The organism is Terrimonas pollutisoli (assembly GCF_029360765.1).
GTDB classification, from domain to species: Bacteria; Bacteroidota; Bacteroidia; order Chitinophagales; family Chitinophagaceae; genus Terrimonas_B; species Terrimonas_B pollutisoli.
Genome location: NZ_JARKNA010000002.1, coordinates 485,556 through 511,864 on the forward strand (window position 1 = coordinate 485,556; position 26,309 = coordinate 511,864).

General features: G+C 41.3%; 25 protein-coding genes. 7 read left to right on the top strand and 18 right to left on the bottom strand.

The features are described from left to right. Window positions 1-6: 6 nt before the first annotated feature. From P2W73_RS05970 to P2W73_RS05990, 5 genes are all read right to left on the bottom strand, one after another. Window positions 7-738 (bottom strand): GNAT family N-acetyltransferase, encoded by a 732-nt coding sequence (locus P2W73_RS05970; RefSeq protein WP_276501089.1) that lies wholly within the window; start codon window positions 736-738, stop codon window positions 7-9. Between the two features lie 76 nt (window positions 739-814). After that, window positions 815-2,365 (bottom strand): YifB family Mg chelatase-like AAA ATPase, encoded by a 1,551-nt coding sequence (locus P2W73_RS05975; protein ID WP_276501090.1) that lies wholly within the window; start codon window positions 2,363-2,365, stop codon window positions 815-817. A gap of 124 nt (window positions 2,366-2,489) precedes the next feature. Continuing rightward, window positions 2,490-4,088, bottom strand: coding sequence for a M1 family metallopeptidase (locus tag P2W73_RS05980; RefSeq protein ID WP_276501091.1), 1,599 nt, complete (start codon window positions 4,086-4,088; stop codon window positions 2,490-2,492). An 85-nt stretch (window positions 4,089-4,173) separates the two neighbouring features. Continuing rightward, on the bottom strand, window positions 4,174-5,490 hold the full coding sequence (locus P2W73_RS05985) for a MutS-related protein (RefSeq protein ID WP_276501092.1): 1,317 nt from the start codon (window positions 5,488-5,490) through the stop codon (window positions 4,174-4,176). A 101-nt stretch (window positions 5,491-5,591) separates the two neighbouring features. Further along, on the bottom strand, window positions 5,592-6,971 hold the full coding sequence (locus P2W73_RS05990; RefSeq protein WP_276501093.1) for a dihydroorotase: 1,380 nt from the start codon (window positions 6,969-6,971) through the stop codon (window positions 5,592-5,594). 32 nt (window positions 6,972-7,003) lie between these two features. Here P2W73_RS05990 and P2W73_RS05995 point away from each other — a divergent pair, with 32 nt between their 5' ends. Beyond that, complete coding sequence (locus tag P2W73_RS05995; RefSeq protein WP_276501094.1) at window positions 7,004-8,695, top strand: hypothetical protein; 1,692 nt, start codon at window positions 7,004-7,006, stop codon at window positions 8,693-8,695. A 200-nt stretch (window positions 8,696-8,895) separates the two neighbouring features. Here P2W73_RS05995 and porT read toward each other — a convergent pair whose 3' ends face one another. Together porT and ubiE are read right to left on the bottom strand one after the other, a co-directional pair. Beyond that, entirely contained in the window at window positions 8,896-9,633 is a 738-nt protein-coding gene (gene porT / locus P2W73_RS06000) for a type IX secretion/gliding motility protein PorT/SprT (protein ID WP_276501095.1), read from the bottom strand. After that, window positions 9,597-10,349 carry a bifunctional demethylmenaquinone methyltransferase/2-methoxy-6-polyprenyl-1,4-benzoquinol methylase UbiE gene (gene ubiE / locus P2W73_RS06005; RefSeq protein WP_276501096.1) on the bottom strand — a complete coding sequence of 251 codons (753 nt, stop codon included), beginning with the start codon at window positions 10,347-10,349 and terminating at the stop codon, window positions 9,597-9,599. Before ubiE ends, porT begins: the two co-directional genes overlap by 37 nt. 115 nt (window positions 10,350-10,464) lie before the next feature. Here ubiE and yihA point away from each other — a divergent pair, with 115 nt between their 5' ends. Together yihA and P2W73_RS06015 are read left to right on the top strand one after the other, a co-directional pair. Beyond that, complete coding sequence (gene yihA, locus P2W73_RS06010) at window positions 10,465-11,100, top strand: ribosome biogenesis GTP-binding protein YihA/YsxC (RefSeq protein WP_276501097.1); 636 nt, start codon at window positions 10,465-10,467, stop codon at window positions 11,098-11,100. Between the two features lie 47 nt (window positions 11,101-11,147). Further along, entirely contained in the window at window positions 11,148-11,354 is a 207-nt protein-coding gene (locus P2W73_RS06015) for a hypothetical protein (RefSeq protein ID WP_276501098.1), read from the top strand. Window positions 11,355-11,465: 111 nt separating this feature from the next. On the opposite strand, the gene P2W73_RS06020 is transcribed toward P2W73_RS06015, so the two are convergent. From P2W73_RS06020 to P2W73_RS06055, 8 genes are all read right to left on the bottom strand, one after another. Next, the gene (locus P2W73_RS06020) at window positions 11,466-11,939 is read right to left on the bottom strand and encodes a ribonuclease H-like YkuK family protein (RefSeq protein ID WP_276501099.1); all 474 of its coding nucleotides are present in this window, start codon (window positions 11,937-11,939) and stop codon (window positions 11,466-11,468) included. 144 nt (window positions 11,940-12,083) lie between these two features. Further along, entirely contained in the window at window positions 12,084-12,344 is a 261-nt protein-coding gene (locus P2W73_RS06025; protein ID WP_276501100.1) for a hypothetical protein, read from the bottom strand. 179 nt (window positions 12,345-12,523) lie between these two features. Next, window positions 12,524-12,892: a CoA-binding protein gene (locus P2W73_RS06030; RefSeq protein WP_276501101.1), complete on the bottom strand. Its 369-nt coding sequence runs from the start codon at window positions 12,890-12,892 to the stop codon at window positions 12,524-12,526. A 92-nt stretch (window positions 12,893-12,984) separates the two neighbouring features. Next, window positions 12,985-13,380 carry a hypothetical protein gene (locus tag P2W73_RS06035; RefSeq protein ID WP_276501102.1) on the bottom strand — a complete coding sequence of 132 codons (396 nt, stop codon included), beginning with the start codon at window positions 13,378-13,380 and terminating at the stop codon, window positions 12,985-12,987. Window positions 13,381-13,397: 17 nt separating this feature from the next. Next, window positions 13,398-14,147, bottom strand: coding sequence for a class I SAM-dependent methyltransferase (locus P2W73_RS06040; protein ID WP_276501103.1), 750 nt, complete (start codon window positions 14,145-14,147; stop codon window positions 13,398-13,400). Further along, window positions 14,114-14,875 carry a DUF2071 domain-containing protein gene (locus tag P2W73_RS06045; protein ID WP_276501104.1) on the bottom strand — a complete coding sequence of 254 codons (762 nt, stop codon included), beginning with the start codon at window positions 14,873-14,875 and terminating at the stop codon, window positions 14,114-14,116. Before P2W73_RS06045 ends, P2W73_RS06040 begins: the two co-directional genes overlap by 34 nt. Further along, on the bottom strand, window positions 14,860-15,261 hold the full coding sequence (locus tag P2W73_RS06050) for a DoxX-like family protein (protein WP_276501105.1): 402 nt from the start codon (window positions 15,259-15,261) through the stop codon (window positions 14,860-14,862). The genes P2W73_RS06045 and P2W73_RS06050 overlap by 16 nt, the downstream gene beginning before the upstream one ends. A 6-nt stretch (window positions 15,262-15,267) precedes the next feature. Further along, complete coding sequence (locus tag P2W73_RS06055; protein WP_276501106.1) at window positions 15,268-15,774, bottom strand: GbsR/MarR family transcriptional regulator; 507 nt, start codon at window positions 15,772-15,774, stop codon at window positions 15,268-15,270. 180 nt (window positions 15,775-15,954) lie between these two features. On the opposite strand from P2W73_RS06055, the gene P2W73_RS06060 reads away from it, so the two are divergent. The 4 genes from P2W73_RS06060 to P2W73_RS06075 all read left to right on the top strand — a co-directional run bounded on the left by P2W73_RS06060 (window position 15,955) and on the right by P2W73_RS06075 (window position 21,940). Then, entirely contained in the window at window positions 15,955-18,432 is a 2,478-nt protein-coding gene (locus P2W73_RS06060; protein WP_276501107.1) for a carboxylesterase family protein, read from the top strand. A gap of 120 nt (window positions 18,433-18,552) precedes the next feature. Further along, complete coding sequence (locus tag P2W73_RS06065) at window positions 18,553-19,488, top strand: dihydrodipicolinate synthase family protein (protein ID WP_276501108.1); 936 nt, start codon at window positions 18,553-18,555, stop codon at window positions 19,486-19,488. 72 nt (window positions 19,489-19,560) lie between these two features. Continuing rightward, window positions 19,561-20,562, top strand: coding sequence for a 4-hydroxyproline epimerase (locus P2W73_RS06070; RefSeq protein WP_276501109.1), 1,002 nt, complete (start codon window positions 19,561-19,563; stop codon window positions 20,560-20,562). 127 nt (window positions 20,563-20,689) lie between these two features. After that, window positions 20,690-21,940, top strand: coding sequence for an NAD(P)/FAD-dependent oxidoreductase (locus tag P2W73_RS06075; protein ID WP_276501110.1), 1,251 nt, complete (start codon window positions 20,690-20,692; stop codon window positions 21,938-21,940). A 278-nt stretch (window positions 21,941-22,218) separates the two neighbouring features. Here P2W73_RS06075 and P2W73_RS06080 read toward each other — a convergent pair whose 3' ends face one another. The 3 genes from P2W73_RS06080 to P2W73_RS06090 form a co-directional block, all read right to left on the bottom strand. Further along, the gene (locus P2W73_RS06080) at window positions 22,219-23,571 is read right to left on the bottom strand and encodes an alkaline phosphatase family protein (protein ID WP_276501111.1); all 1,353 of its coding nucleotides are present in this window, start codon (window positions 23,569-23,571) and stop codon (window positions 22,219-22,221) included. A 107-nt stretch (window positions 23,572-23,678) separates the two neighbouring features. After that, complete coding sequence (gene eboE, locus P2W73_RS06085) at window positions 23,679-24,896, bottom strand: metabolite traffic protein EboE (RefSeq protein ID WP_276501112.1); 1,218 nt, start codon at window positions 24,894-24,896, stop codon at window positions 23,679-23,681. Beyond that, window positions 24,872-26,050, bottom strand: a complete 1,179-nt coding sequence (locus P2W73_RS06090) for a 3-dehydroquinate synthase (RefSeq protein WP_276501113.1) — start codon at window positions 26,048-26,050, stop codon at window positions 24,872-24,874. Before P2W73_RS06090 ends, eboE begins: the two co-directional genes overlap by 25 nt. Window positions 26,051-26,309 lie beyond the last annotated feature (259 nt).

A 26,309-nucleotide genomic window follows, 5' to 3' on the forward strand; every position in this document is an offset into this window, starting at 1 on the left:
CGGTTCTTAGCTTATTTTACCGGTCAATAGATATCCGCAAACGGTCAAACCTCCTTTGAGCAGGGCGGCTTTGGAGACCCGGTTTTTTATATTGCAACGGGCGGCGGGGACTCTTCCCATCTCATAGGCCGCTTTTTTTAATTCCTGAATCATAAAACTGCCATAACCTTTGCGCCGGTGCTCTTCTTTTACTTCATAATAGATATCGGCGTAAGGAAAATTATAATTTAACATCAGCCCGCCGGTTGCTGCCACTTCATCCTGCTGTTTTAAAACATATTGAATATCGTTGGGGTTTGAAGAAGCCGGAATATTTTTTTGAAAAATCATACCCGGCATTTGAAAATTGGTTTCAAAATGGTCCTTAAAAAGAATGGCTTCTGCAGTTATCTCTTTTGCATGCTCGTATAACAAGCCGGTCTGCAGCAGATCATTGGTTTGACATTCGATATATGTAGCCGAAGATACTGCATGAAGTTGTTTAAAAATATCAGCGGATAGTTTCCTGTATGGTTTGATAATATAAAATTCAAATATTGTATCTCTGTCTTCCCGTTTATCTTTACCCCATATGGAGCCATACCCGATCTTTATATCATCACGTAAAAACAAGTATGTGTCAGCCCATCCATAATAATGGCATTTGTCGTGTATAAACTGGAAATTGTTTTCCTGCAGGAACATCAGCCGGAAAGATTTGATTTCTTCCAAACCTGTTTTGACAACTTCTATCTTCATAAATGCAGGCGTTTAGAAAATCTTTACAATTACATCGGCAATCTGGATTTTTCACTTTTGTCTTTTCACCTTTGACTCACCCCGCCCATCCCTCCCTGTCAAGACTTCGATATTGTATGGCTTCGGCAAGATGCTCTGGTTTTATGTTTTCACTGGATGAAAGATCGGCGATGGTTCTTGACACTTTTAATATTCTGTCGTAGGCCCTTGCCGAAAGATTTAATTTTTGCATAGCGAGTTTCAACAGGTTGGAACCTACCTGGTCGATCACACAAATCTCTCTTAACATTTTACTGCTGATTTGCGCATTGCAATAAATGCCGGGGTTGTCTTTATATCGTTCGGCCTGTTGCTCTCTTGCCTGGATAACACGGTCACGTATGGACGAAGAATTTTCCTGTGGTTTGATCGCTGACAATTCGCTGAAAGCAACAGGGGTTACTTCAACATGCAAGTCAATACGGTCAAGCAATGGCCCCGATATTTTGTTCAAATATTTTTGCACGGCCCCCGGCGGACAAGTACATTCTCTGTCGGGATGATTATAAAAACCGCAAGGGCATGGATTCATTGATGCGATCAACATAAAAGACGCAGGAAAATCAATAGCTATTTTCGCTCTTGAAATTGTCACCCTCCTTTCTTCCATTGGTTGCCGCATTACTTCTAATACTGTTCTTTTAAACTCGGGCAACTCATCTAAGAATAAAACGCCATTGTGCGCCAAAGAAATTTCACCGGGCTGCGGAATACCTCCGCCACCGACCAATGCCACGTCTGAAATAGTATGATGGGGTGAACGAAAAGGTCGTTTGGAAACCAGCGTTGAATTTTCGGGAAGCTTACCGGCTACAGAATGAATTTTTGTTGTCTCCAATGCTTCCTGTAAAGTGAGTGGCGGAAGAATAGTTGGCAGGCGTTTGGCCAGCATCGTTTTTCCGGCGCCGGGTGGCCCGATCAATATTGCATTATGTCCCCCTGCTGCTGCTATTTCCAATGCCCGTTTAATATTCTCCTGTCCTTTTACATCCGTAAAGTCAATTTCAAAATCACATTGGGAATGAAAAAACTCCTCTCTTGTGTTGATGACAACCGGTTCTAATCCTTTTTCCTCATTTTCAAAAAAATCGATCACTTCCTTTATATGCGACACGCCGTACACATGCAGATTGTTGACCATGCCGGCTTCCCGGGCATTCATTTTCGGCACGATCAAACCTTTAAATCCTTCTTTTCTTGCCTGGATGGAAATAGGTAATGCTCCTTTGATAGCCCTTACTTCACCATCGAGGCTTAGCTCACCCATGATCACATAATTGGCTAATGCTTCTTTGTTTTCTAATTGTTCAGATGCGCCAAGTATACCTAATGCAATAGGCAAATCAAAAGCAGTCCCGCTTTTTTTAATATCAGCAGGGGCGAGGTTCACTACTACTTTTGTTCTTGGAAACTGGTAGCCGTTTGTTTTAAAAGTGCTTTCTATTCTTTGCAGGCTTTCTTTCACGGCATTGTCCGGCAAGCCAACGATCATCGGGTCTTTACCCTGTGATGATAGCCAGTTTACTTCGATGGTAATTGAAGTCGCTTCCACGCCGTATACAGCACTTCCAAATGTTTTTACAAGCATTATCTGAACCGGGATTTGTAAGATTTTTAAGATTATCCGGAAATGATAACCTAAGATAATTTGTTTTTTCTGTCAATAAAATAAAAGAAATCGTTATGATTTGGGCGAATAAGTTTATGAAAGATTATTTTCCAGTGATATTCCCTTCAAACAGGAGAGCGGTTTCGGGATCAGCCTTAACGGAAGTAATTTGTCCTTTCACCGGAAGAAAAAAAGTTTCTTCCTGCTTTGAAACCTGTATCGACTTAACTGAAGAAAAGCCTGTGGCTGTTTTTAGTTGGAGGTCCAACGGAAATACAAAAGGAACTTTTTGTTGTTGCCTTATCGTCACACTTAGTTTTTTCTCTTTTGCGAGATAGTTCCAACGGATGTCAATCTTTGGAATGCTGGAAGTATATAGCCACTGATAAAAAAAAGTTTCCAAATTTTTACCCGATACTTTTTCAAACACCTGTTGCAAGTTTTTGGTGTCAGCATTCTTGCCGGCATAGTCCGCATAATACCTGCGAATGCTTTTCCAAAAAACCGAATCTCCCAATTGCCGATGCAACATATGCAATACCCAACTGCCTTTTTGGTAGCTGTTGACATTGAGTAGCTCCATATAATTTTTGGTTTCATTTACTACCGGCGCGGTATTCTTTTTAGCAAAATCAATGATCTGCAACCTGTCTTCCAGCAACATCTTGGTTGCCGTATCTGCACCATATTTGCTTTGCAGGTAAAGAATGGTCATATAAGAAGCAAAACCTTCGCTAAGCCACAGATGCGCAAAGCTTTTTTCAGTGGCCATATTACCGAACCACTGGTGTGCAATTTCGTGTGCTAATAAAGCTTCTGATTTTCGGGTGCCGGTAATGGAGTTTTCATAGTAAAAAATCGTGTTGGCATTTTCCAACCCGCCAAAAGTGGTTTTGGATTGTACGTTAGCTAATTTTTTATAGCCATATGGTCCAACATTTTTTATAAAGAAAGGAAGTATTTCATTGGCCTGTGCATAGTCATAAAAACCTTTGTCCCTGTCTTCGGGGTAAACCCAACTGTAAACAGGGATACAATTATCAACAACACCAGAAAGGTTAACCGCAAAGTCTGCAACGCCTATTACCATCACCTTGGTAGAGATTGGTACATCCTCTTTCCAATGGGTTCTTTTCTTTCCTTCTGTTAAATTGGTTTCTTCAATTTGTATACCGTTAGCTACGACCTGGTAATGTTGGGGTGCTGTTACAATAAATTCTACAGTGGCTTTATCAGCGGGATCATCTACGCAGGGTATCCAATTATGTCCCCGGTTGGGCCAGTTGTCGGCAAAGAAGCTGCGATGGCCGTATTTGTTTTTAGAGATAATGAGACCGTCGGCGGGTACGCCTTTGTAATGAATAAAAAGACTCTGCGTGTCACCTTTTAAAATAGTAGTCTGAGGTTGAATGATTAGCTTATTATTTTCCTGGCTGAATTTTGTTGATAATGAATTTGGATCATTAAAGCCAACTTCAGAAGCCATCATTCCTTTCTTGCGGCTATTTATCGTTGATAAATCAAAGGACAAAAGCTTGATATCTTCTTTTGTGGTGAAAGTAATACTAGCATTTCCATAAATACTATCATTGTTATCATTTACTTCAAGCTGGTAACGATAATGTAATACATCGATTTTGCTCTGCCCACTGGTAGCAATAAACAACAATATCAAACTGGTGGAAAAAAATAGTTTTAGCATACGGCACAAAATAAGGAAGATATTTCTCCTGCGAATCCCATTAATCACATAAACTTGCCTGCCAGCAGGCAGGTCCCGGTTCAGACTACAATTTCTCCAACATCTCCACTACCTTTTCTCTTTTGAGAATTACATATCCAATCCGGTCATTACTGATCCCTTCTTTCAGCTGGTAGCTGAACTGCAATTGGTCATTTTCTACATTCGTTTCAAAATAGCGGAAAGAAATATTGGGAAAAACTTTTAACTCCTCGCCAATTTCATATAGGTGGGTGGATAGAATAAACAGAGAGTTTTTCATCTTTATCAGCCCTTTAATCACTGTTAGCGAACATTTCATCGCATCCTGGACATTGGTGCCTTTGAATAATTCATCAATCAGTACCAGCCATTTTTTGCCATTATTAATTTTATCGATGGTATTCTTTATGCGTTGTACTTCGTTAAAGAAAAAGCTTTCACCTTTTGCAATATTATCCACTACATTAATATTACTGAGCAAGCCATCAAATAGGGTGAGTCTCATACTGGTCGCTGGCACCCCCATTCCCATGTGGGCGAGGAATACAGCTGATCCTACGGATTTGATCAAAGTGCTTTTGCCGGCCATATTGGCTCCCGTCAAAAAAAGAAAATTATGTTCGGGGCTCATTTGCAAATCATAAGCGACAGGCTTTGGAATCAAAATATGATAAAGCCCCTTCGCTTCTACCAGGGGTGCTTCCTGGTCTATAAATTCGGGAAACGAAAGTTTATAGGTCTTTACAGCAACCGCCATCGAATACCACGCATCGAGCCGACTGAAAATATCGATCAGTTCCAGTGTATTATTTTTATACCTGGTGCGGAGATAAAAGCCGAAATAAAGATTTTCCCGAATGGAGAATCGCTGGCCTCTTTCTGTTTTCGACAAAAGTTGCAACGGTTCATGTTGAATGATATGCCGGATGCGTTCTATATAGATACTGATATTGGTTGGGAGGTCAAGACCATCCAGTAATGCTACAATTTGTTTGATCCCTCTGAAAAAATCAGCAAAATGCGGAATGGAGTATTTCACCATCGAATAGTCTTCGCTGTGAAGCCATTTGTATAAAACGCTGTTGAAGGTATTGCTTCGTTCACTGATAGGGTCAAGGGAATAATCCATGAATTTGTCCATTACCAGTAAGGTGCCGTTAGTAATATCTTCGGGCCAGTCATCTACATGCTCCATTAATGTGCGGATGATCTTCTGTGTGCCGATAATTCGTTTTAAATCGCTATGCGGCTCTGTGAAAAATTTGCGTAGCCATTCCTTGCCACCACTGGTGCGGGTGAAATTCAGTTTGTGAAAAATCGAAAATTCCTCTTCCGGGTGAAAGATGGAAATGTCATTAAATGAGATATGGTCTATTTGCATGTCGGAACGCTGGTTGTTATGATTATTAAGAGTTGCCAGGCTATCGCTGTAGGTTACAGAGTACCATTTATCATAACTATCATGATTATCTGCGTTCCTGCCTAGCGTTCAAATTTTAATCTTTCGCCCTTCTTAGATTCATCCCATACCGTATTCCATACGCCATTTCCCCCGACACCGGGGTCGGGACAGGTATATACTAAATGCCCATTTACAAATGTATGGGTGACGACCGCCGGAAATTCAACACCTTCTAATGGGCTCCACCCACATTTGTATAAAATGTTTTCTTTCGACACTTTTGTTTTATTGTTTAGGTCAACGATCACCAGGTCCGCATGATAACCTTCACGGATATAGCCTCTTTCCTTTATTTGAAAACAATCGGCTACGGCATGGCTCATTTTCTGTACAATTTTTTCCAGCGATATTTTCCCCTGTTTGTGATAATGTAACATCATCAATACGGAATGCTGTACCAATGGTAGCCCGGCGTGAGCTTTCAGGTAGGGTTCATTTTTTTCTTCGATAGTATGGGGTGCATGGTCGGTGGCTATTACATCCAAACGATCATCCAGTAAAGCCTTCCACAGGGCTTCTTTATTATTCGGAGCTTTGATGGCAGGATTACATTTTATTTTGTTGCCCAGTCTTTCATAGTCGTCACTGGTAAAATGTAAATGATGTACGCAAACCTCGGCGGTTATTCTCTTTTCAGTTAATGGCAGCATATTGCTGAAAAGTTGTAATTCTTTTTCAGTGCTGATATGCAATATATGTAAACGTGTATTGTATTTTTTAGCAAGCTGGACCGCATAAAAGGAAGATTCAAAACAGGCTTCTTCGTTCCGGATCACCGGGTGATCTTTGGCCGTCAGCTCCCGGTTTTCCGCTTTTAGTTTCTCCAGGTTTTCTTTGATGATCTTTTCATCTTCGCAATGGGTAGCGATCAGCAGTTCACTTTCACTAAAGACTTTTTCGAGGGTAAGCGGATTGTCCACCAACAGATTGCCGGTAGATGAGCCCATAAATATTTTTATGCCGCAGATGTCATTCTTTTTTTCATTTGCTATTAAAGCTTCTGACGCATTTTCATTGGACGTCCCGATGTAGAAAGAATAATTGGCTAACGATGTTTGGGAAGCAATGGAATATTTATCTTCAAGCAACTGCTGTGTGAAGGCTGGCGGCAGGGTATTGGGCATTTCCATAAAACTGGTGACACCACCTGCTACGGCTGCTTTTGCTTCTGTATAGATCGTCGCCTTATGCGTTAACCCTGGTTCTCTGAAGTGAACCTGGTCATCGATAGCTCCTGGTAAAAGATACCTGCCTTCGCCATCTATTTCGATCGTTTTTGAATCAGGCGCATCGATTCGTGGCCCGATTTTTTCGATACGGCCATTTTTTATCAATACATCATTCGTTGAAATCGATCCTTCATTGACGACATGAATATTTTTAATCAGATATATTTGCATAATTTGTTAACTGTTATCCTAAACTTGTTGGAATGCAATTTAAAAAAACCCTTGTAAGACTATTTGTATTTCTTTTACCGGTTGCCGGTTGGTCTCAATCCACTTACCTGTCCCAGGGCGATAAACAAAATATCCTACTCGAAAGAATGGAGATCAAAGCAGGGACGGATTCGGTGCTTAATTTTTCCAAAACCAGGTATTTTAACCGTAACAAATATGTGATAAATGGCGTGAGAAGTTATTTGCAAAAAGTGGACTCATCTGCTTTGTCAAAAGTGGACGCTTATAATTTGCGCAGTCTCTATATGAACAATACTGAGTGGCTTACACCGGAAGAGCTCGAATTATATAAAAGCAAAAAACCTATTCTGAAAAATTTTTATACGACTCCCGCCAACCTTTACGAAGTGCATGTAAAGGATTTTGACCTCATCATTAACCCCGTTGTACAATATGTGATTTCGAAAGAAAGCGACAATGATCAATCATTGTTTTTAAATACCAGGGGGTTGACTGTAAGGGGGAAAATTGCCAATAAGATCGGGTTTTCGGCCTACCTCACCGATAACCAGGAAAGGGATCCTGCCTATGTACAGCAATGGGTAAGCGACCGGCAAGCTGTACCGGGCAATGGTTATTATAAAAGTTTTAAAGCAGCGGGCGGCCTCGACTATTTTGATGCAAGAGGATATTTTACTTTCAATGTTGCCAAATACATTGATGTAGCATTTGGCTATGATAAAAATTTTATTGGAAACGGGCATCGCAGTTTATTCCTGAGTGATTTTGGCAGTAACAATCTTTTCCTGAAGTTAAATACAAGGATATGGAAGTTCAATTATCAAAACTTGTTCATGGAGTTGCACAATGCTTATCAGCGGGGTGGCGACAAGTTGCTGGGTAAGAAGTATGCTGTAATGCATCATCTTGATATCAATATTTTGAAATGGTTAAATGTGGGTTTATTTGAAGGCGTCGTTTTTGGCCGTACTAATAAGTTCGATTTCTCTTATTTAAATCCCATCATTTTTTACCGGTCGATCGAACAACAAAACGGGAGCCAGGACAATGCGGTAGTGGGTCTCGATCTTAAAGCCAATATTGCCAAACGTTTCCAGGTATATGGACAGTTATTGCTGGATGAATTTAAACTTTCTGAGGTAAGAGCGAACCGGGGTTGGTGGGGTAACAAGTTCGGAATACAGATGGGGGCCAAATACATTGACGCCTTCAATATCAAAAATCTTGATCTGCAAATTGAGCATAACAGGATTCGACCATTCACGTATGCTCACAGGGATTCCGTAGCAAATTATACACACTATAATCAGCCTTTAGCACATCCATTGATGGCAAACTTCAAAGAGCTGATAGGTATAGCTCGTTATCAACCTGCACCTAAATGGATGGTACAAGTGAAAGGTATCATTTACCAGCAGGGAAGAGATACTGGTGCGGTAAGCTATGGAAGTAATATTTTCTTGCCTAATACACCACCTTACAGGGTGGGTGATTATGGATACAATATTGGTTCAGGATGGAAAACGAATGTGGTGTATGGGTCGCTGCTGTTATCCTATGAGTGGAAGCAAAATCTTTTCCTGGAGTTGTTTGGAGCGTATCGCAAACAGGAAACAAAAACAGCTCCGGTTACTTCAGACAATAGTACTACTGTATCGTTTGGCGTAAGATGGAATATGCATCGGAGGGAGTTTGATTTTTAGCGGCGCGGCCTCACCCTCCTTCTCCCTCTCCCAAGGAGAGGGAGTGGTGCTGTATATCTTTAATCAACTTCATAACTGCCACATCAACTTTATATCGCTAACTAGCATTTTCGAAGATTCAAATTAGAATTGACATTCCAAAAAGCGAGGTTTGTGAGTTGACTCCTTCCCTTTGGGGGAAGGCTGGGATGGGGCCGGTCTTACCCCTCAATATGCAAACTAAATACGATCATCCTCGACTGTATCTTATCAAATACACTTGAGTATTTTAAATTCGCATCACGGCTATGAATATTGTTAAGGCCGTTGCTGATCTTTAACTCGGGTGAAAGAATAAAACTGGGAAAGAAGAAGTTGAAGCCCAGGCCAAGTTCAACGCCGTAATCGAATTTTTTAATTTTTACCAGGTCTTCGGCACGTTTTGCACGGGCATTGCTGGCAAGATCTATATCACCTTTGACCCCTGTCATCATATACACCCGGAAGTTGCCGATCCGGTCGGATTGCAATTTGACCTGTACGGGGAAAGTGACCAATACCGATTCAATAGTTTTATTGATTTCGGTTTGACCGCCTTCAGGATGTTTTAACTTATAATAGATGGTGCGCTCTGTAAACATTAACTGGGGATTAAAGCGCAACTGGAAACGATCAGACAGGCGGGCAGTAGCCAGTAAGCCCAACGCAAAGCCATTTGAGTTCTTCGGTTCTGCAACATAGACGCTATCATTTTCTAAAAAACGGGAATGGAGCGAGGTTTGAAAGCGGGACATGTTAGACCCTAATGTGATTCCGAAGTAGTATGGCTTGCTATCATGATCATATTGATAGAGCTCCCGGGTTTGGGCTTGGGCAACCTGTGCAAACAACAATACTCCAGCTACGAGACATAGTTTGGTTCTTAACGTTCGGGTTTTCGTCCGGTGTAAATGCAACATATACCTAAGCTTAGCGGTTTATAACGGGTATCGGAATAACCAGTTTTATTTAAAATATCAACCAGGTTTTGCCTGTCAGGAAAAGCATTGGCCGACTCACACAAATAATCATATGCTTCCTTGTTTTGCCTGAACAACCGGGCCATTTGTGGAGCGATGACACCCATATACAAATTATAGAAACTGCGTATAGGCTGCCTTGGTTTTGAAAATTCCAGGATGACTAATTGTCCACCAGGTTTTAAAACCCTTAAAATTTCAGCCAATCCTTTTTCCAGATTTTCAAAATTGCGAATGCCAAAAGCCACCATCCCGGCATCAAACGTATTTTCCCCAAAATTTATTGTTTCGGAATCCCCTACCTGTAATTGGATTTTAGATGCAAGTCCTTCTTTTTCAATTTTCTTTCGCCCAACTTCCAGCATTTGTGGGGATATATCGATGCCTACAACCTGGGCCGGGTTAAGCATTTTGCAAGCCCGGATTGCCATATCTGCCGTGCCGGTTGCGATATCTAAAATAGTTTGGGGATTATCTTTTTTCAGCAGACAAATGGCTTTTTTGCGCCAGCCTACATCCGTACGGGCCGAGAGAAAACGGTTCATGAAATCATAACGGCCGGCGATGCGATCAAACATTTCAGCCACCTGCTCTTTCTTGGTTTTTCCCGAATCCTTAAATGGTATAATATGGTCGTGTGGTAAGGGGTTAGACATGGGGGGCAAAGGTAAGCTTAGGATTTCTCTTTTGGCAAGGGATTGGATTTTTAACAATAGTCAGCCGCAATGCCATACCATCTTTATTTCTGTTCATCCACTATCTTGCAGCCTCATGGAAATTAAAGATGCCAAATATTTAATCAGCAATGCGGATTTTAAACAGTGCCCGCCACCCGACAGGCCGGAGTATGCTTTTATAGGAAGGAGCAATGTGGGCAAGTCATCCTTGATAAATATGCTGACCAATAAAAAGACATTGGCCAAAACTTCTTCGGCACCAGGAAAAACGCAACTCATCAATCATTTTGACATTGTATCTAATGATCGTAAGAAGTGGTACCTGGTAGATCTTCCCGGCTATGGTTATGCAAAAGTGTCACAGAAAAGCCGGCGACGGTGGGAACAGATGATCGAAGGCTATATCCGTAAACGGGAAAATCTCGTTTGTCTTTTTGTTTTGGTCGATAGCCGTCATGAGCCACAAAACATCGACTATGAGTTTTTAAATGACCTCGGACGCTGGGAAATTCCTTTTGTTATCGTATTTACCAAAAGTGATAAGAATAAACCTGGCGCTACCACACGTAATGTCGAAGCATTTTTAGATGGCATGGGAGAATATTGGGAGGAGCCACCACCATATTTTATCACCTCTGCTGTTAAAAAAGATGGAAGGGACTTATTATTAAATTATATCGAAGGGTTGAATAAGGGATTTGTGATCACTGGTAATGAAAATTCGAATTAGTTTGTTTTCTATTTTATCTGTTTCTTTGCACCGAACCAGGCACCAACATGAAGAAAGTATTTAGCGAGCGCAATATTGTAGTTGTATTATTTATAGCAGCATTTGTGGTTTTTTCTTTTGCACAGGAAGACGCCAAAAAGATCGAAAGAATGCAAGGCGGAGTCGTGGTTGCCAACCCATCTATTATTTCTTCTCCCAAGCAAACCGCGGAAGTCAGTACGGTTAATAATGCTGCTTCAGTAGTAGTGAAATAGAATTTCAGCGAATTCCCAATTAATTATTTAAGCAATATTATTGAAAAGTAGGGGAGACGATTCCTTGTGCGGGGCGTGCCCCACATTTTTTTTAAACGGAGGCCGGGAGGTTTAGTTCACAACTTTATTTGCACAGCTGCTGCTGGCAAATGCTTCAGGTTTGGCTTTGAAAGCAAAACCCATTCCGAGGATATAACCCATAGCTTCTTTCAAGGCGTCATTACTTTTGAAATGCGGGTTAGTATTGATGTCAGCATGCACTTCCATGTCCACATTGTAAATGGTGAACAGGTTGCAAAGCTCATAAGCAATTTCAATGCTTTTGGCTACTTCCATCAACATTCTTTCCTTAATTGTGAATTGCTGGCGGGTTTTGTCATTGTGAATGAACATAAATCCGCCATGGCCTTCTCTTAAAAAGACAATTACTGTAGCAAATTCCGTTTCTTTCCCTTTTACCTGGGAGTCAGTTCCAATGCAAACTTTTAATTTGTAACCGGCTGCAGTTTCCCGTTTGATAGCATTTTCAACTGCGTTGGTAATCGGGAGATCAATCGTGTCGCCATTAAATTTTCTCCATCGCATATAAAAAGAGGTTTTTCTAAGTTATAGAAAAACCATCAAATAACAAAGAGTATAATGGTTATGGTTGTGTTAACGGACTTTTTTTAACTGATGATACAGCCATGGTGAGTGGCTATATCATCAGTAATAGTGGACAAGGAAGGATCAACCTTTCGCTATGTAGCGGGTGGTTTTAATAACAACATGATTCAGGTTGTTGTCATAGGTATTGGTAGCTGCAAAAGGGTTGCGAGTGAATACAGCGCAGCACAACATCTTTATTTCTTCACCTAACCTGGATATGCGCCAAAAAAGGGTAATGCGGTTTGCAAAAGAATAGAAACGATGAACCTTTGTGACCTGCCAGTAAAGCAGAAAAGATGATATGTAAGCAAGGCAATTGCCTGCAGGTAAAAGGTTGATCATGGGTATTATTAAATAAGTAGAAAATACTGCACAGGAGTAAGGCCTGTGCTGCTTATCAGAGGGGACGGTCATCAAAGATTTGAAAATTTTCTTTCAGCAGCCAAATATCAGGCGGTACAATCTTATAAATAGAGTGTTAGTACGTTGAGGCAAATCGTAAATCTTCGGCAATTATTAAATTAGTATTGGCCCGTGCTGAGCATCACCAGTGTGCAGGCTTCGAGTGGTTGAATCTTGTTTTCTTTGGCGAGCCGGATCAGTTCTTCGTTTTCGGTACCCGGGTTAAAGATGATTCTTTTCGGTTTCAAAGAAACAATATAATCATAGTACTCCTGCTGATGGATGGGATTCAGGTAAAGAGTGACGGTATCAATATCATTCACTTCCTGTTTTTCCTTTTCAATGATAACATCGCTCACCTTTGTATTCTTTCTTCCAATAGCCACAACCGGGTGGCCATAACTTCGCAACCGTTGAATGGCTAAATAACTATAACGGGATGGATTATCAGAAGCGCCTAAAACCAGGGTTTTCTTAAGTTCTTTCATGGGATAAAGCTATCCAAATATCAAGTCATTGCCAAAGCATTCAACTGCCCCCCGCGACATTTGATTGCTACTTATTCCTGGTCGAAAACCTATCAGCCTGTGTAAACCAGGCTGAATATTACACTGAGGTAAGTCCATAGAAGTGAAAACAGGATGTGAATTGTTGTTTCAAATGTTTTGCCTTTCCAAATCTTTGCTGAGTAGCCAAAGAACTGGATAAATAATCTGGCGATCCAAAATATCGCCAATCCGAGACACACACGTCTTCCTAATATTGTTTCAACAAGCTCACTCGTTGAAGTCAGACAGAGAAGTCCAATTAAAAAGACTACAAATGCTATAAAGAAAGAATGCACATACATCAATTGCCTGTTGATAATACTTAAGGAGTTGAGTTCCTGTTTCCACTTGAAGTATTTTGGAAAAATGGCGTGAATTAAAGCCAGGATAATTAAAAATATACCGATTATTTTAAGATGTAGTTCCATTGTATAATAAGAATCGTTTACGGGCTACAGTTGAAGATTGACATAAATGCTGTGAACTTGGTTTCCTTGAAAGAGGAAAAGCCTGCACGCTCAAAAGCTTTTTTCCAGACAGGGCGGGAGAAAAAGTGAGTGAAACCTACCGAGAAAGCCAGGAAATTGGGAAAGTCCCGCAAATGCTCTACCATAATTACAGTTCCACCCGGCTTACATAAGCGATGACATTCTTTTAAAAACTGAACTTTTTCCTCATTTGATCTTATCTCATGTACTGCCGACAGCAGAAAGACAATATCGGCAGTGTTATCTTTTATCGGAATAAAATTCGATACTATTTGTTGCGTATTTGGATATACCAAACTTACTTTACGGGCTCTTTTAATAGCAGGTTCCGTGTGCCGCCTGGCATTGTAAAAATCAAACACTTTTAAATCAGCATGTGGAAACTTGTTTTTGATAAGAAAGCTCGTTTCGTCAAAGCCGGCATTAATATTCACGACCAGGTTTACTTTTTCGTCATTCCTGATCAGATTTTTCAGCCAATGCAAACTGTAATAACCGGAAAAGTCATACACATAAGCTGAGACAATCAATGGCATTATGAAGCCATATAGAAAAGCTATTATAATGAGCCAAAAAAGAGTAGTGGGCCAATCAATAAAAAAAAGGCTGGTGATCACTGCAGCTAAGGCCACAAAACCTATGATATAAAAATGGCGGTTGAAGCTTAAAATATTTAAAGCGCCTTGAAATTTTCTTCTCTGTTCCATTTTTCAGTTTTGCCTTTTTTCCAATAATAGGGAACGCTTTCAATAATAAAAGCATTAGCCAATTTTATTTCCTTTAGTTCCAGATTGTCTAAAAAAGAAAAGCGATAATCGAGCACTTTCAAAGGTCTTGGGGTCCAATTTTTCCTGACTCCCTCAATGATGAGGACTTTTTTATGGGCAGGAGAATAGGTAAATGTGAATGGCAGCGGTCCGGCAAATCTTCGTGCTTCTTTCCAGTTACTAAAGGGCGATTCGTTGGGTAAAGAAGCATTCTCCTGTGAGTCTTCGATCTGTATTTTAAAGTCTGATTTCGTTGAACATATTTCTATTGTGCTGCTTTGTTTTCCCTGTTGAATGTCGGTTGTTGTATAATTGTAATGAGTAAAAAGATTGCCGAAGAGCTGCATTTTCTTTTTGTCTGTCTCAGATTTAAGAATATATAATCCTCGCAGCCTTTTACCTGCCTGGTTGGTAAACCTGACAAATACACGATACCCGATAAGAAAAAAATCATTGCCCAGAATTTTTGGAAACCCCTTAGGTCTTAAGTCCTTTGTCTGCACCATCGCCACAGCAATAAATGCCCACTTTTCATTAAAAATGTCTAACTCCAAACATTCAGGAATGAGATGTTGTATTTGCTCTTTGGGAATAGCGAAAGTCAGAACAATTGAACTTTTGAAAAAAGCTTCAACAGCAAAAGGGTGATTTTTCAGGAATGGAAACATGTGGCCTGTTGAGTTAGTTTTTTATTCGGGTGAAATTCGTTGTAGCAGATCAGTATAATAAAGGCAAAAGCAAAGATTGCATTGGCTCTTCCCCATAATAGTAAGTCGGGTGCAAGAAAAAATTCTAAAAGGTTCATTGCAGCGATTGCCAAAATTTGTGTCACTGCGCTAAGACGTTTCTGAATGCCGATTAATATCCACACAGCCATTCCAATTTCGGTAATGCCGATTAAGATCGTTAGTAGTCGTGCATGCCCACCTAAAATCCTTTCGACAATTTCCTGGTGTCTTGGTACAAGATTTAATACTTTACAGAAAAGTCCGTTAGCGATCCAAACAGTCGCAATAAAATAGTGCAACCAGTTTGGTGAAAAATGCTTTCGCATATAAACTCATTTAAAGAGCTTGACCAGGTTGCTCACAAACCAGCTTTCTTCCGCCCTGATCATTGTGTCCAATGTTTTATCGGCTTGCTTGCCCAATTTCTTAATGCCGCTAACCGTGTCCACAAAGGCTTTGACGTGTTTATCTTTTTTGTCCCCTTCCACTTCTTCCAGTTGATCCAATAATTTCAACATAGGCTCCAACTCTCTCTTTTTTCTTTCTTTCACGATCATTTTTACCACTTTCCAGATATCCTTTTCCGCAGAAAAATATTCTTTTCTCTCACCCGGCAGGATGACCCGCTCCACTAATCCCCAACTGATCAACTCACGGATATTCATGTTGACATTGCCACGGCTGATGTTTAACTCTTCCATCATGTCGTCCTGGGTAAGCGGATCGGGGCTTATTAATAGCAATGCATGAATTTGGGCCATGGTACGGTTGATGCCCCAGTTTGTACCAAATGCACCCCAACTGCTGATGAATTGTTGTTTGGCTTCTGTAAGTTTCATGAGCCAAAGCTAGGGTAAATATTTTGAATTTTCAATAATTACTGAAAATAAAATTTGTAATAGTAAGTGAACTTTACTTTATCACAAACTTTCAACCTAAATAACCCCGGATGAAAAAAGCGAAATAGAAAACGGGGCTTATCTTTCCAATAATTTTTCAACTCTTTTGTTTATACGATCATGCATAAAATTTTTTTCCGGAAAAGCCGCAATGTCGTTTTTTTCTTTTGCTGTGTTCTGGTCAGCAAGAACTCCATAGCGCAGGATGATTATTATTTTACCCGGGGTTTATCGGTTAACGGCGTTCATCGCTATGGCAGGGAAGCGCTATACCAGGACAAACTGGCCTATAAGCTTTATACGAAAACGTTGGAAACTCCTGGAGAAGGAAAATCATTGGGTGAGAAAAATGACAAAGGCGAAGAGATCAAATGGCAGCCGGTAAAAGCCGACTCGGCCAATCGCTTCCGTGGTAGAGGATTTGGCGGTGGTGGCGGCTATCTTTATTTTACTTATACCGCTGAAAAAGCAAAAACAGCTCTACTGAATATAAGCGGTAACAGCGGGGTGTTTTTTAATAGCGAGTTGCATGCAGGTGATCCATACAACTCCGGCTGGCTCTACATTCCTGTGAAATTAAAAAAAGGATTGAATGAGTTGTACGTCCGTTCAGGTGGCATGATGACGGTTAAATTAGTTTTTCCTACTCAACCTATCCAGGTAAATACCGGTGATCCTACTCTGCCTTTTATTGTTTTAGGTAACGGTAACCAGTCCTTAAAAGCAGCCGTAGTAGTGATCAACGCCTCTGCTGCTACACTGAAAAATTATGAAATCAAAAGTTTTATTGCGGGAAGAGAATTAACGACTGCCATCCCCGATATCCCGGCGATGACAACCCGCAAGGTAATATTTGAATTTAGCAGTGAAGGCATTTCAACAAAAGGTCAGCATGAATGTGTAATCCATCTGCAATACAAAGGCAAAGTTGTGGATGAAAAAAAGATTATGATCGATGCTGTAGAACCTGGCGACAAATACAGTGAAACTTTCGTGAGTGAAATTGACGGCAGCCTGCAATATTATGCGGTGACACCACAATCACCATCCGGACCGCAACAGTCATCGGCCTTGTTTTTATCGGTTCATGGTGCCGGGGTGGAAGCAATAGGACAGGCAAGGGCTTACCGGCAAAAAGACTGGGGAACATTGGTGGCTGCTACCAATCGCCGGCCCCGGGGATTTAATTGGGAAGATTGGGGTCGCCTGGATGCTTTGGAAGTGCTGAGTATTGCGAAGCAAAAGTTACAGCCGGATCCCAAACAGGTTTATCTCACCGGTCATTCGATGGGCGGTCATGGCACCTGGTTTTTAGGGGCCACTTACCCGGATAAATGGGCGGCCATTGCACCCTGTGCGGGTTATCCGACTTTAAAGGAATATGGCTCTGCCGATGGATTGATCCCCGCCAAAGGCGCTTCTGAAATGGAGCAGTTATTACTACGTGCCAGCAATCAAAGTGATGTGCCAAGGCTGGCTTCCAATTATAAATCGCTGGGTGTATATATTTTTCACGGCGACTCTGATCGTACCGTGTCGGTAAACTATGCACGACAAATGAGAAAGCTGCTAGCCGATTTTCATTCGGATATGAGTTATTATGAATACCCCGGTGGCGAACATTGGTTTGGTGATCAGAGTGTAGATTGGAAGCCGATTTTTGATTTTTTCAAATGGCATAGCATTGCGCCTGACAGCACCGTCGATAATATTGATTTTACAACAGCGAGCCCGGGTATTTCATCTTCATATCGATGGGTATCTGTTGAACAGCAGGCATATCCTTTACAATACAGCCGTATCCGGTTAAGCAGAAATAAAAGAAATAACAGCATCACAGGCTCGACAGAAAATATTCGTTTGCTAAAACTAAAGGTGGATCAATTTGGCAGTAATGCGCAAGTAAAAATCTGGCTGGACAGCTTGAATGCAATACCATACACGACCAAAACAAAGGATGATAGTATTCTTCTTGTTCGCCAGGATAATCAATGGATGATTACCGGCAAAGCTCCTGCAGAAGAAAAGGGACCGCAACGTTATGGAACTTTTAAAGAACCATTTAATCACCGGATGGTCTTTGTATATGGAACCAACGGAAATGCCGAAGAAAATAAATGGAATCTTAGCAAGGCAAAATATGATGCGGAAACCTGGTATTATCGCGGCAATGGTGCGGTGGACATTATCGCCGATAAAGAGTATTCAGCAAAATATGCTGGCAGAAATGTCATCATCTATGGCAATGCTACCACCAATAGTGTTTTCAACAAATTGTTGAGCGATTGTCCGCTAAAAATTGAACGCAATAAAGTGACCGTTGGCAATGAGAGCTGGCAGGGAGACGATCTTGCTGTGTATTTTACCTGGCCAATGAAAGGATCGGCAATTCATTCAGTAGGGGTGGTTGCCGGCACAGGATTGAAAGGTATGCAGGCTGCCAATGCAAACCAGTATTTTGCCGGCGCCAGTGGTTTTCCCGATTTTATGGTCTTTCAGTTGGACATGTTGCAACAGGGATCAAAGGCGATAAAAATGGCTGGCTTTTTTGATAATCAATGGAAACTTTCCGCTGATAATTTTATTATAAATAAATAACAATATTTCGTTCGGAAAGCAGCCAGTTAAAATTGGAGAAATATTAGTCATAATAAGTACAGCGCTATTGCCCGGCTGCTCTTAGCTTTGAATTTCGGATCAGTTTAAAAAAAAGTAATTATGAATAAAACAATTTGGGAAGGTGTTTTTCCGGCGATGCTCACGCCATTTACAGCCAATGATACTATTGATTTTGGTTTGTTTGAAAAAAATATCCAGGCACAACTTGAAGCAGGAGTGGAAGGGCTTATTTTAGGTGGTTCCCTGGGTGAAGGAAGTACCCTGGAACAGGACGAAAAAATTCAGTTGTTGATTTATGCAACGGAAACGGTCAAAAAAGAAGTTCCTGTTGTATTAACGATTGCAGAACAGGCAACCCGTGCCGCCATTAAACTGGCGCAAGAGGCGGAGAAAAACGGGGCTTCCGGTTTAATGATTCTACCACCCATGCGTTACAAAGCTGATGACAGGGAAACCGTGGAGTATTTTAAGACCATTGCAGCCAATACGTCGTTGCCGATCATGATCTACAATAACCCGGTTGACTATAAAATCGAAGTCACCCTGGATATGTTTGAGGAATTAGCAAAATGTCCCACGATTCAATATGTAAAAGAATCAACAAGGGATGTAACCAATATTACCAGGATGCGCAATCGTTTCGGTAATCGTTACAAATTGTTCTGCGGTGTCGATACGATTGTAATGGAAGAATTGATGTTGGGAGCCGATGGCATTGTAGGCGGATTAGTAGATGCCTTTCCCAAAGAGACCGTAGCTATTTATAAATTGGTAAAAGCAGAGCGTTACAAGGAAGCGTTGGATATTTATCGTTGGTTCCTGCCTTTGTTGGAATTGGACATTCATCCCAAGCTGGTACAATATATTAAGCTGGCCGCAACGCAAACCGGTCTTTGCAGCGAATATGTAAGAGCTCCAAGATTGGTGTTGCAGGGAAAAGAAAGAGAAACAGTATTAACAACGATCAACAAAGCCATTGTTTCACGTCCCGCATTGCCTGATTATTTAAAATTACAGGCTGCGGTAAATGCCTGAATCTTTTGATTCTCGTATGAAGTACTTGTCTTTTCACTTTTGCCTTTTCACTTTTGAGTTCTGTTTTTAATTATGTCGTCTAAAACTTTTTTTTGTATTGATGCTCATACCTGTGGTAACCCTGTTCGTGTTGTAGCCGGTGGTGGTCCTTTCCTGGAGGGACAGAGCATGATGGATAAGCGGCTACATTTTTTAAAGGAATATGACTGGATACGCAAGGGACTGATGTTTGAGCCACGTGGTCATGATATGATGAGCGGAAGCATCTTATATCCACCACATGATGAACAGAATGATGTTGGCGTCCTGTTCATTGAAACAAGTGGTTGCCTGCCCATGTGCGGACATGGTACTATCGGCACCGTCACCATTGCAATTGAAGAAGGATTGATTACCCCTAAAATACCGGGCAAACTGCGTTTGGAAACACCGGCAGGTTTAGTATTGGTCGAGTATCATCAGGAAGGGAAAAAGGTTAAGTCCGTTAAGCTCACGAATGTAAAATCATTTTTAGCGGCTGAAGGTCTTGAAGTAGAATGTCCTGAACTGGGAACAATAAAGGTGGATGTGGCCTATGGCGGTAATTTTTATGCGATTGTTGATCCACAGGAAAATTTTCCGGGACTTGAGAATTATAAAGCCGACCAGTTGATTGCGTGGAGCCGTGTATGCCGCGAACGTTTAAATCAAACGTATTCATTCATACATCCGGAGAATGAGCACATCAAAGGATTGAGTCATTTATTATGGACCGGTAAAACTATTTCGCCTGATGCCACCGCCCGTAATGCCGTGTTTTATGGTGATAAAGCCATTGACCGGTCGCCCTGTGGCACGGGGACATCTGCAAGAATGGCCCAATGGTTTGCTAAAGGAAAATTGAGAAAGGGTGATAAGTTTGTACACGAAAGTATTATCGGTTCGCAATTTATTGGCCGGATAGAAGAAGAAACGACTGTGGGTGATAAACCGGCCATTGTTCCGTCCATTGAAGGTTGGGCCATTGTATACGGGTATAACAATATAAAAATTGATGATGACGATCCATATGCGCATGGGTTCCAGGTGATATAAAACCCCCAACCCCTAAAGGGGCTTTAATGAGACTCCGGAACTTTCAAAACCATAATTGCAAGAAGATTGTTTGATGGTCAGGGAAATGAAAATTTCAACATTAATCGGAAGATATAAATTATAAGATTTGAAAAATGTTATTGTAATAGGCGGTGGTATCATTGGTTTGAGTGCAGCTTATTATTTACGTCAATCAGGTCACCAGGTAACGGTGATTGATAAAGGTGATCTGCTGGATAATTGTTCCTACGGCAATGCCGGTTATGTTTGTCCCAGCCATTTTATTCCGCTGGCCACACCCGGTATTGTATGGCAAGGATTGAAATGGATGTTCAATTCAAGAAGTCCTTTTTATGTACAACCTGCATTGAACAGTGCGCTGATCAACTGGGGAATAAATTTTGTAAAAAGCGCAACGAACAAACATGTTGAAAAATCAGCTGTTCCCTTACGGGATATCGCTATATTCAGTCAACTGGAATATCAATCGTGGATGAACACACCCGGTTTTGATTTTTCGTACGAGAAAAAAGGATTGCTGGAGGTGTTTCAGACGCGGCCGGTGGGAGAGCATGCCAAACACACGGTAGATAAAGCAAAAGAATTGGGACTGGATGTGGCGCTATTAAGTTATGAAGAACTGCAGGCTTTAGAACCGCATACTAAGATCAATGGTCTCGGTGCGATACACTTTAAAGGTGATGCACATTTATATCCTAATAAACTGATGACCGCTTTGCTGGATCAGTTGAAAAAAATGAACGTGAATTTTGTCAGCCAGGAAGCGGTGACGAAATTTGAAAAGAACGGCACACAAGTCAAAAAAGTGATCACAGATAAGAAGGCTTATGAGGCAGATGAGTTTGTTATTGCGACAGGGTCATGGAGCCGGGAGATAGCTGCCCTCGCCGATGCAAAAATTTCCCTAATGCCGGGACGAGGGTATTCTGTCACGCTGGAAAATTCACCTTATTATCTCAATCACCCGGCCGTGCTGATGGAAGGACGGGTAGCCATCACACCAATGGATGGTAACAAAATACGCTTCGGCGGTACGATGGAAGTCGTGCCCACCAAAACACCGCCGCGTTACAATAGGGTAGAAGGCATATTAAATGCAGTAAAAAGATTTTTACCAGAATTTGATATTGCCATGCCTTCGACTGATAAAATCTGGTATGGATACCGTCCCTGTTCGGCAGATGGATTGCCTTATATTGGTCGCATCAAAAAATATAAAAATGTAGTAGTGGCAACCGGCCATGCCATGATTGGTCTCAGTCTCGGTGCAGGTACCGGCAAGCTGGTAGGTGAATTGGTGGATGAAAAGAAAACGAGTTTGGATTTAAGTCCGTTTGAGGTGGAGAGATTTGGATAAAAGAAATTAGTATGAAATATCTTCTTTATGATAGCAAATGGATTGAATGGATTTGTAGAATTTTAATTTCTTTAAACCTGGTTATCCCTGGCTTTACTTATTCAAGTCATTTTTATCCGCTGAATGTTTTAATAATTACATTAATGGGGTTTTGGCTATACCTTTTCAAGGTCAAAATAATCTCATTGTTATTCCTGTTATTTGCTCTTTATATTAATTATGAACATTGGGGAATGCCATACAGCGAATAACTTGATTTTAGCCCCAATAAATTTTCTTTATGAACCTGTTAGTTCATTCCAAATGACATCATACACATCGGTTGCCCTTACCTGCTGATCTTTTACTTTATCAGCCACTAATACAGCATGATTTTTTTTATCTGCTTCCAGTCTTCCGTGTGATCCTTTTACCAGTGTTGCATCAAGGGGAATAACGTCCATCACATAGCGTAAGGCTAACTTTTTTCTTAATAGTTTATAGCCAGCCCTTGCTTTGGATGTCATAAATAATTCAACCGGGTCATAGCCGGGCTTTTTATGAATGTCTACCACTCTTGCATAATCGGGAGCTTTTGCATCGTCCAGCCAGAAATAATAGGTAAACCAGCTTTGTTTATCGGCAACAGCCACTAAATCGCCGGACCGTTCATGGTCGATATGATACTGTCGTTGCTCCTCTTTATCCAAAATCAACTGTACCCCGGGTACTTGTTTGATTATTTTTTTTACTTCGTCAGTCAGCGATTTATCGTTTACATAAATATGTGCCACCTGGTGATCAGCCACAGCAAATGCTTTCGAAGCACCGGCATCTAACAGTTCAAGGCCACGTTCGGTTCTTATTTGCAGCAAACCATTTTTGCGTAGCTCCCTGTTAAGATGTATTGGACGGCTCACATTCGTAATGCCATACTCCGACAGTAAAATGATCTTTGCGTTTTTAGTAGTATAATGATTCACCAATTGCTCGACTACTTTATCGATTTCAGCCAGATCTTTTGCAATAGCCGAAATATCCTGACCAAATTTTTGCAAACAATAATCCAAATGTGGCAGATAGATCAGCGTTAATGTCGGGTCATATTTTTTATCCGTATAAATCGATGCGTCGGCGATCCATTGGGTGGATGAAATATCCGTAGCCGGTCCCCAGAATTTAAATAAAGGAAATTGTCCCAGTTCTTTTTGCAATTCATCTCTTAACTCCGCCGGGTGCGAATAACAATCCGGTATTTTTCTGCCATCCGCTAAATAATTCGGCCTCGGCGTTACAGAATAATCAGCACCCGAATACATATTATACCACCAAAACATTTTGGAACAGGTAAATGAAGGATCGGCCCTTTTTGCCCGTTCCCAAATTTTTTCAGCCAGCACTAATTTGTTGGATTGCTTCCAGAATTTTATTTCACTGTCAGTCTCATCGTACCAGCCATTGCCAACTATGCCATGTTCTGCGGGCCATTTACCTGTGACAAAAGTCGATTGTACCGAAGTGGTGACGGCCGGTAGCATCGGTTCGATCGTATTCAACCCTTTTTCGGTAGTATATTTTTTTAGAAAAGGAGTATGCTCATTGATCAGCGAAGAAGACAATCCTACAATATCGATGACAACGGTTTTGTGCATGGTGAAACGGATGGTTTAAAGTTATAGGTTCATAAATTGTTACCAGTTACCTGTTGCTTGTTACTGGTAACCGGTAACATGGCGTATGCAATGCAATCAACACGGCGCTAGGAAACCTGGAGCTCTAAATTTTCCCGCACCCATTCCAATTCGCGGATGATGGAATCGGTTATAGTCAGCTTTAATGAGTCGGGTAATACTTCCCAGGTATAAGTTTCAATTTCCAGGTGATTGGTCATTCGTTGCTGCTTATGATAGTTTAATACCGTAACAATATCCTGTTGAGTTGATTGCAACACACCAAAGTTTTCTACAAAAATCGGTACATGAAAATGCGAACGCCATTCGATGGCGGAAGGGTTGGCTGCATCTTTCAACGCATCGGGCAGATCCCGGTATTTTTTAAAACTTCCATCCTGCTGCAACGCAATCACCTGGTGCAGGTAAGTGGATTCATTAAACTGTTTAAACGCATTCATTACTTCGCCTCTTTCGGCAGTCGTTGATGAAAGCCTTGCTTTCAATGCAGCACTGATCTGTATCTTACCAATGCGGATATTTTTTTGCTTCAATAAATCAATCACCTGCCGGTGATCCTCGAACCCAACCGCAAAATGACAAATATCATAACAGAGTTGAATATGCTCCTTGATTGTAGCTGTTGCTTTTTCAGTGGTCCAGTTAAATCGCTCCGTCAATAACGGCACACCGATTGGCAAAAGATAATTATCATACCATCGAATAAATTCCATCCCGGTTTCGAGCAGGCCATCGGGTTCAGGCTCTATGTCGATGTGAATGGATTCTCCCGTCTTGGTTTTAATGCTGATGAGTTCCAATACAACTTCAAGCAAACGACTTGTTGTTTCTTTAAAAATATCATCCAGTTGATCAGCATCATGCCAATGGCGATACGAAAGCGGTGAGGTAGAGATACCTCCATCGATCCCTTCAGGAAGAAGAACGGATAAAATATTGGCTAAACGAATAGTATAATCAACCCGATCTTGTGTGGACCAGTCAGGTTCATGAACTTTGTCTTTTACAACGGTATGATGAAAGTTGCCAAACGGAAAACCATTCATGGTAAAAACATAACAGTCATTGGCTTTCAGCCAATCAAGAAACGCGGAGAGATTGGTTGATTCCTGGAGATCAAGACTGGCTTTATCAGACAAGCGTAATCCGATTCCAAATGATTTTCCCCCACTGCATTTTTCTATGATCAGCGGGATATGTTTTTGCAACTCCAAAAAATGTTGTTCCCAGGTTTCGCCGGGGTGAATATTGCTGCAATAAGTCAGATGTCCGTAGTTGCTGTCCATGCCATCCTGTTTTTATTGATCCATTCACTTGATTTTTTTAAAAGCTCCGTATTCAACTCATGTACTTCTTCACCTTCGCCAATCGATTTTAAAAGCATAATCGTAAGCTGGCCGCCGAGATGTTCTCTGAATTCATTTAGCCCTGCAATCAATGGACTATTTTCATTTTCAATTTGCATCTGCGGATGTGTCAACTCGAATCCGAGTTTGCTGATCAGCCCGGTTATTCTTACACAATCCTGTTCTGTTATTTTTCCTGATACAAATGAATACACAGTATCCAATACGATACCCATTGCGACAGCCTCGCCGTGCAACACGGAAAAATTCGTCAACTGTTCCAGTTTGTGAGCACTCCAGTGACCAAAATCTAATGGCCGGGATGAACCCATTTCGAAAGGGTCGCTGCCAGCAATATGTTGCAGGTGCAATTGAGCACATCGCTTGATCAGCCATTTCATGGCGCCCATATCCCGGTTGGCCAAATTATCCGCTTGCTCTTCCAGCCATTCAAAAAAAGCGGCGTCTTTTATCAGGGCCACTTTAATAGCTTCGGAAATACCACTTCGCCAATTGCGTTCATCCAGGGAGGTCAGAAAATGAGCATCATTAAAAACTGCAGCGGGTGGAGCGAAAGTGCCAAGGAAATTTTTTTTGCCAAAAAAGTTGATCCCGTTTTTTACGCCGATACCCGAATCGTTTTGCGACAACACAGTTGTTGGAATACGGACATGACGTATACCCCGGTGAGCAACAGCAGCCGCATATCCTGCAATGTCCAATAAAGAGCCGCCGCCAATGGCAATAATATAAGAATGCCGGTCGATGCCGTATTGATTGACGGCCGCAATGATCTGATCAAAGGCTTGCTCATTATTTTTGGATTGCTCGCCGCCCGGAACGAGTATCATATTTTCTATAAGTGACAAAGACGGCAAACCGGAGAGATAAGTTTTTACTTGTGATGGCAAATCAGGATGGTGATCCACTACGCACTGGTCGAGAACAAATAATAATTTTTTTGTATTGCGTGTTGCGTGTGATAATAAATAATCACGAAGCACCGGGTTATTAGTATCGAATAGATGTTCGGTGAAGAAAACTTTGTAGTCAAAACTTACCTGGAATGATTGCTGCAAAAAATCCATATTCATCGGGCGAACTTGTATAAGAATCGGTTTAAAAATACTGTGAACCTATAAAAAAACAGATGAGATGGCAAGGCAAAAGCGAAATTAAGCATTAGCCGGTTAAAACGGGTCGTGGGAGCCTATTCGAGTTGTCGCTATATCAAGCAGATAAGAATAAACCACAGAGAACAACGAGACGCCAGGGCCGAAGGTGAACGGGGCAATCATCCTTGTGTATCGCTTGTCTTTGTGGCTCGTGGTTAAGTTTTTTTTGAAACACAAA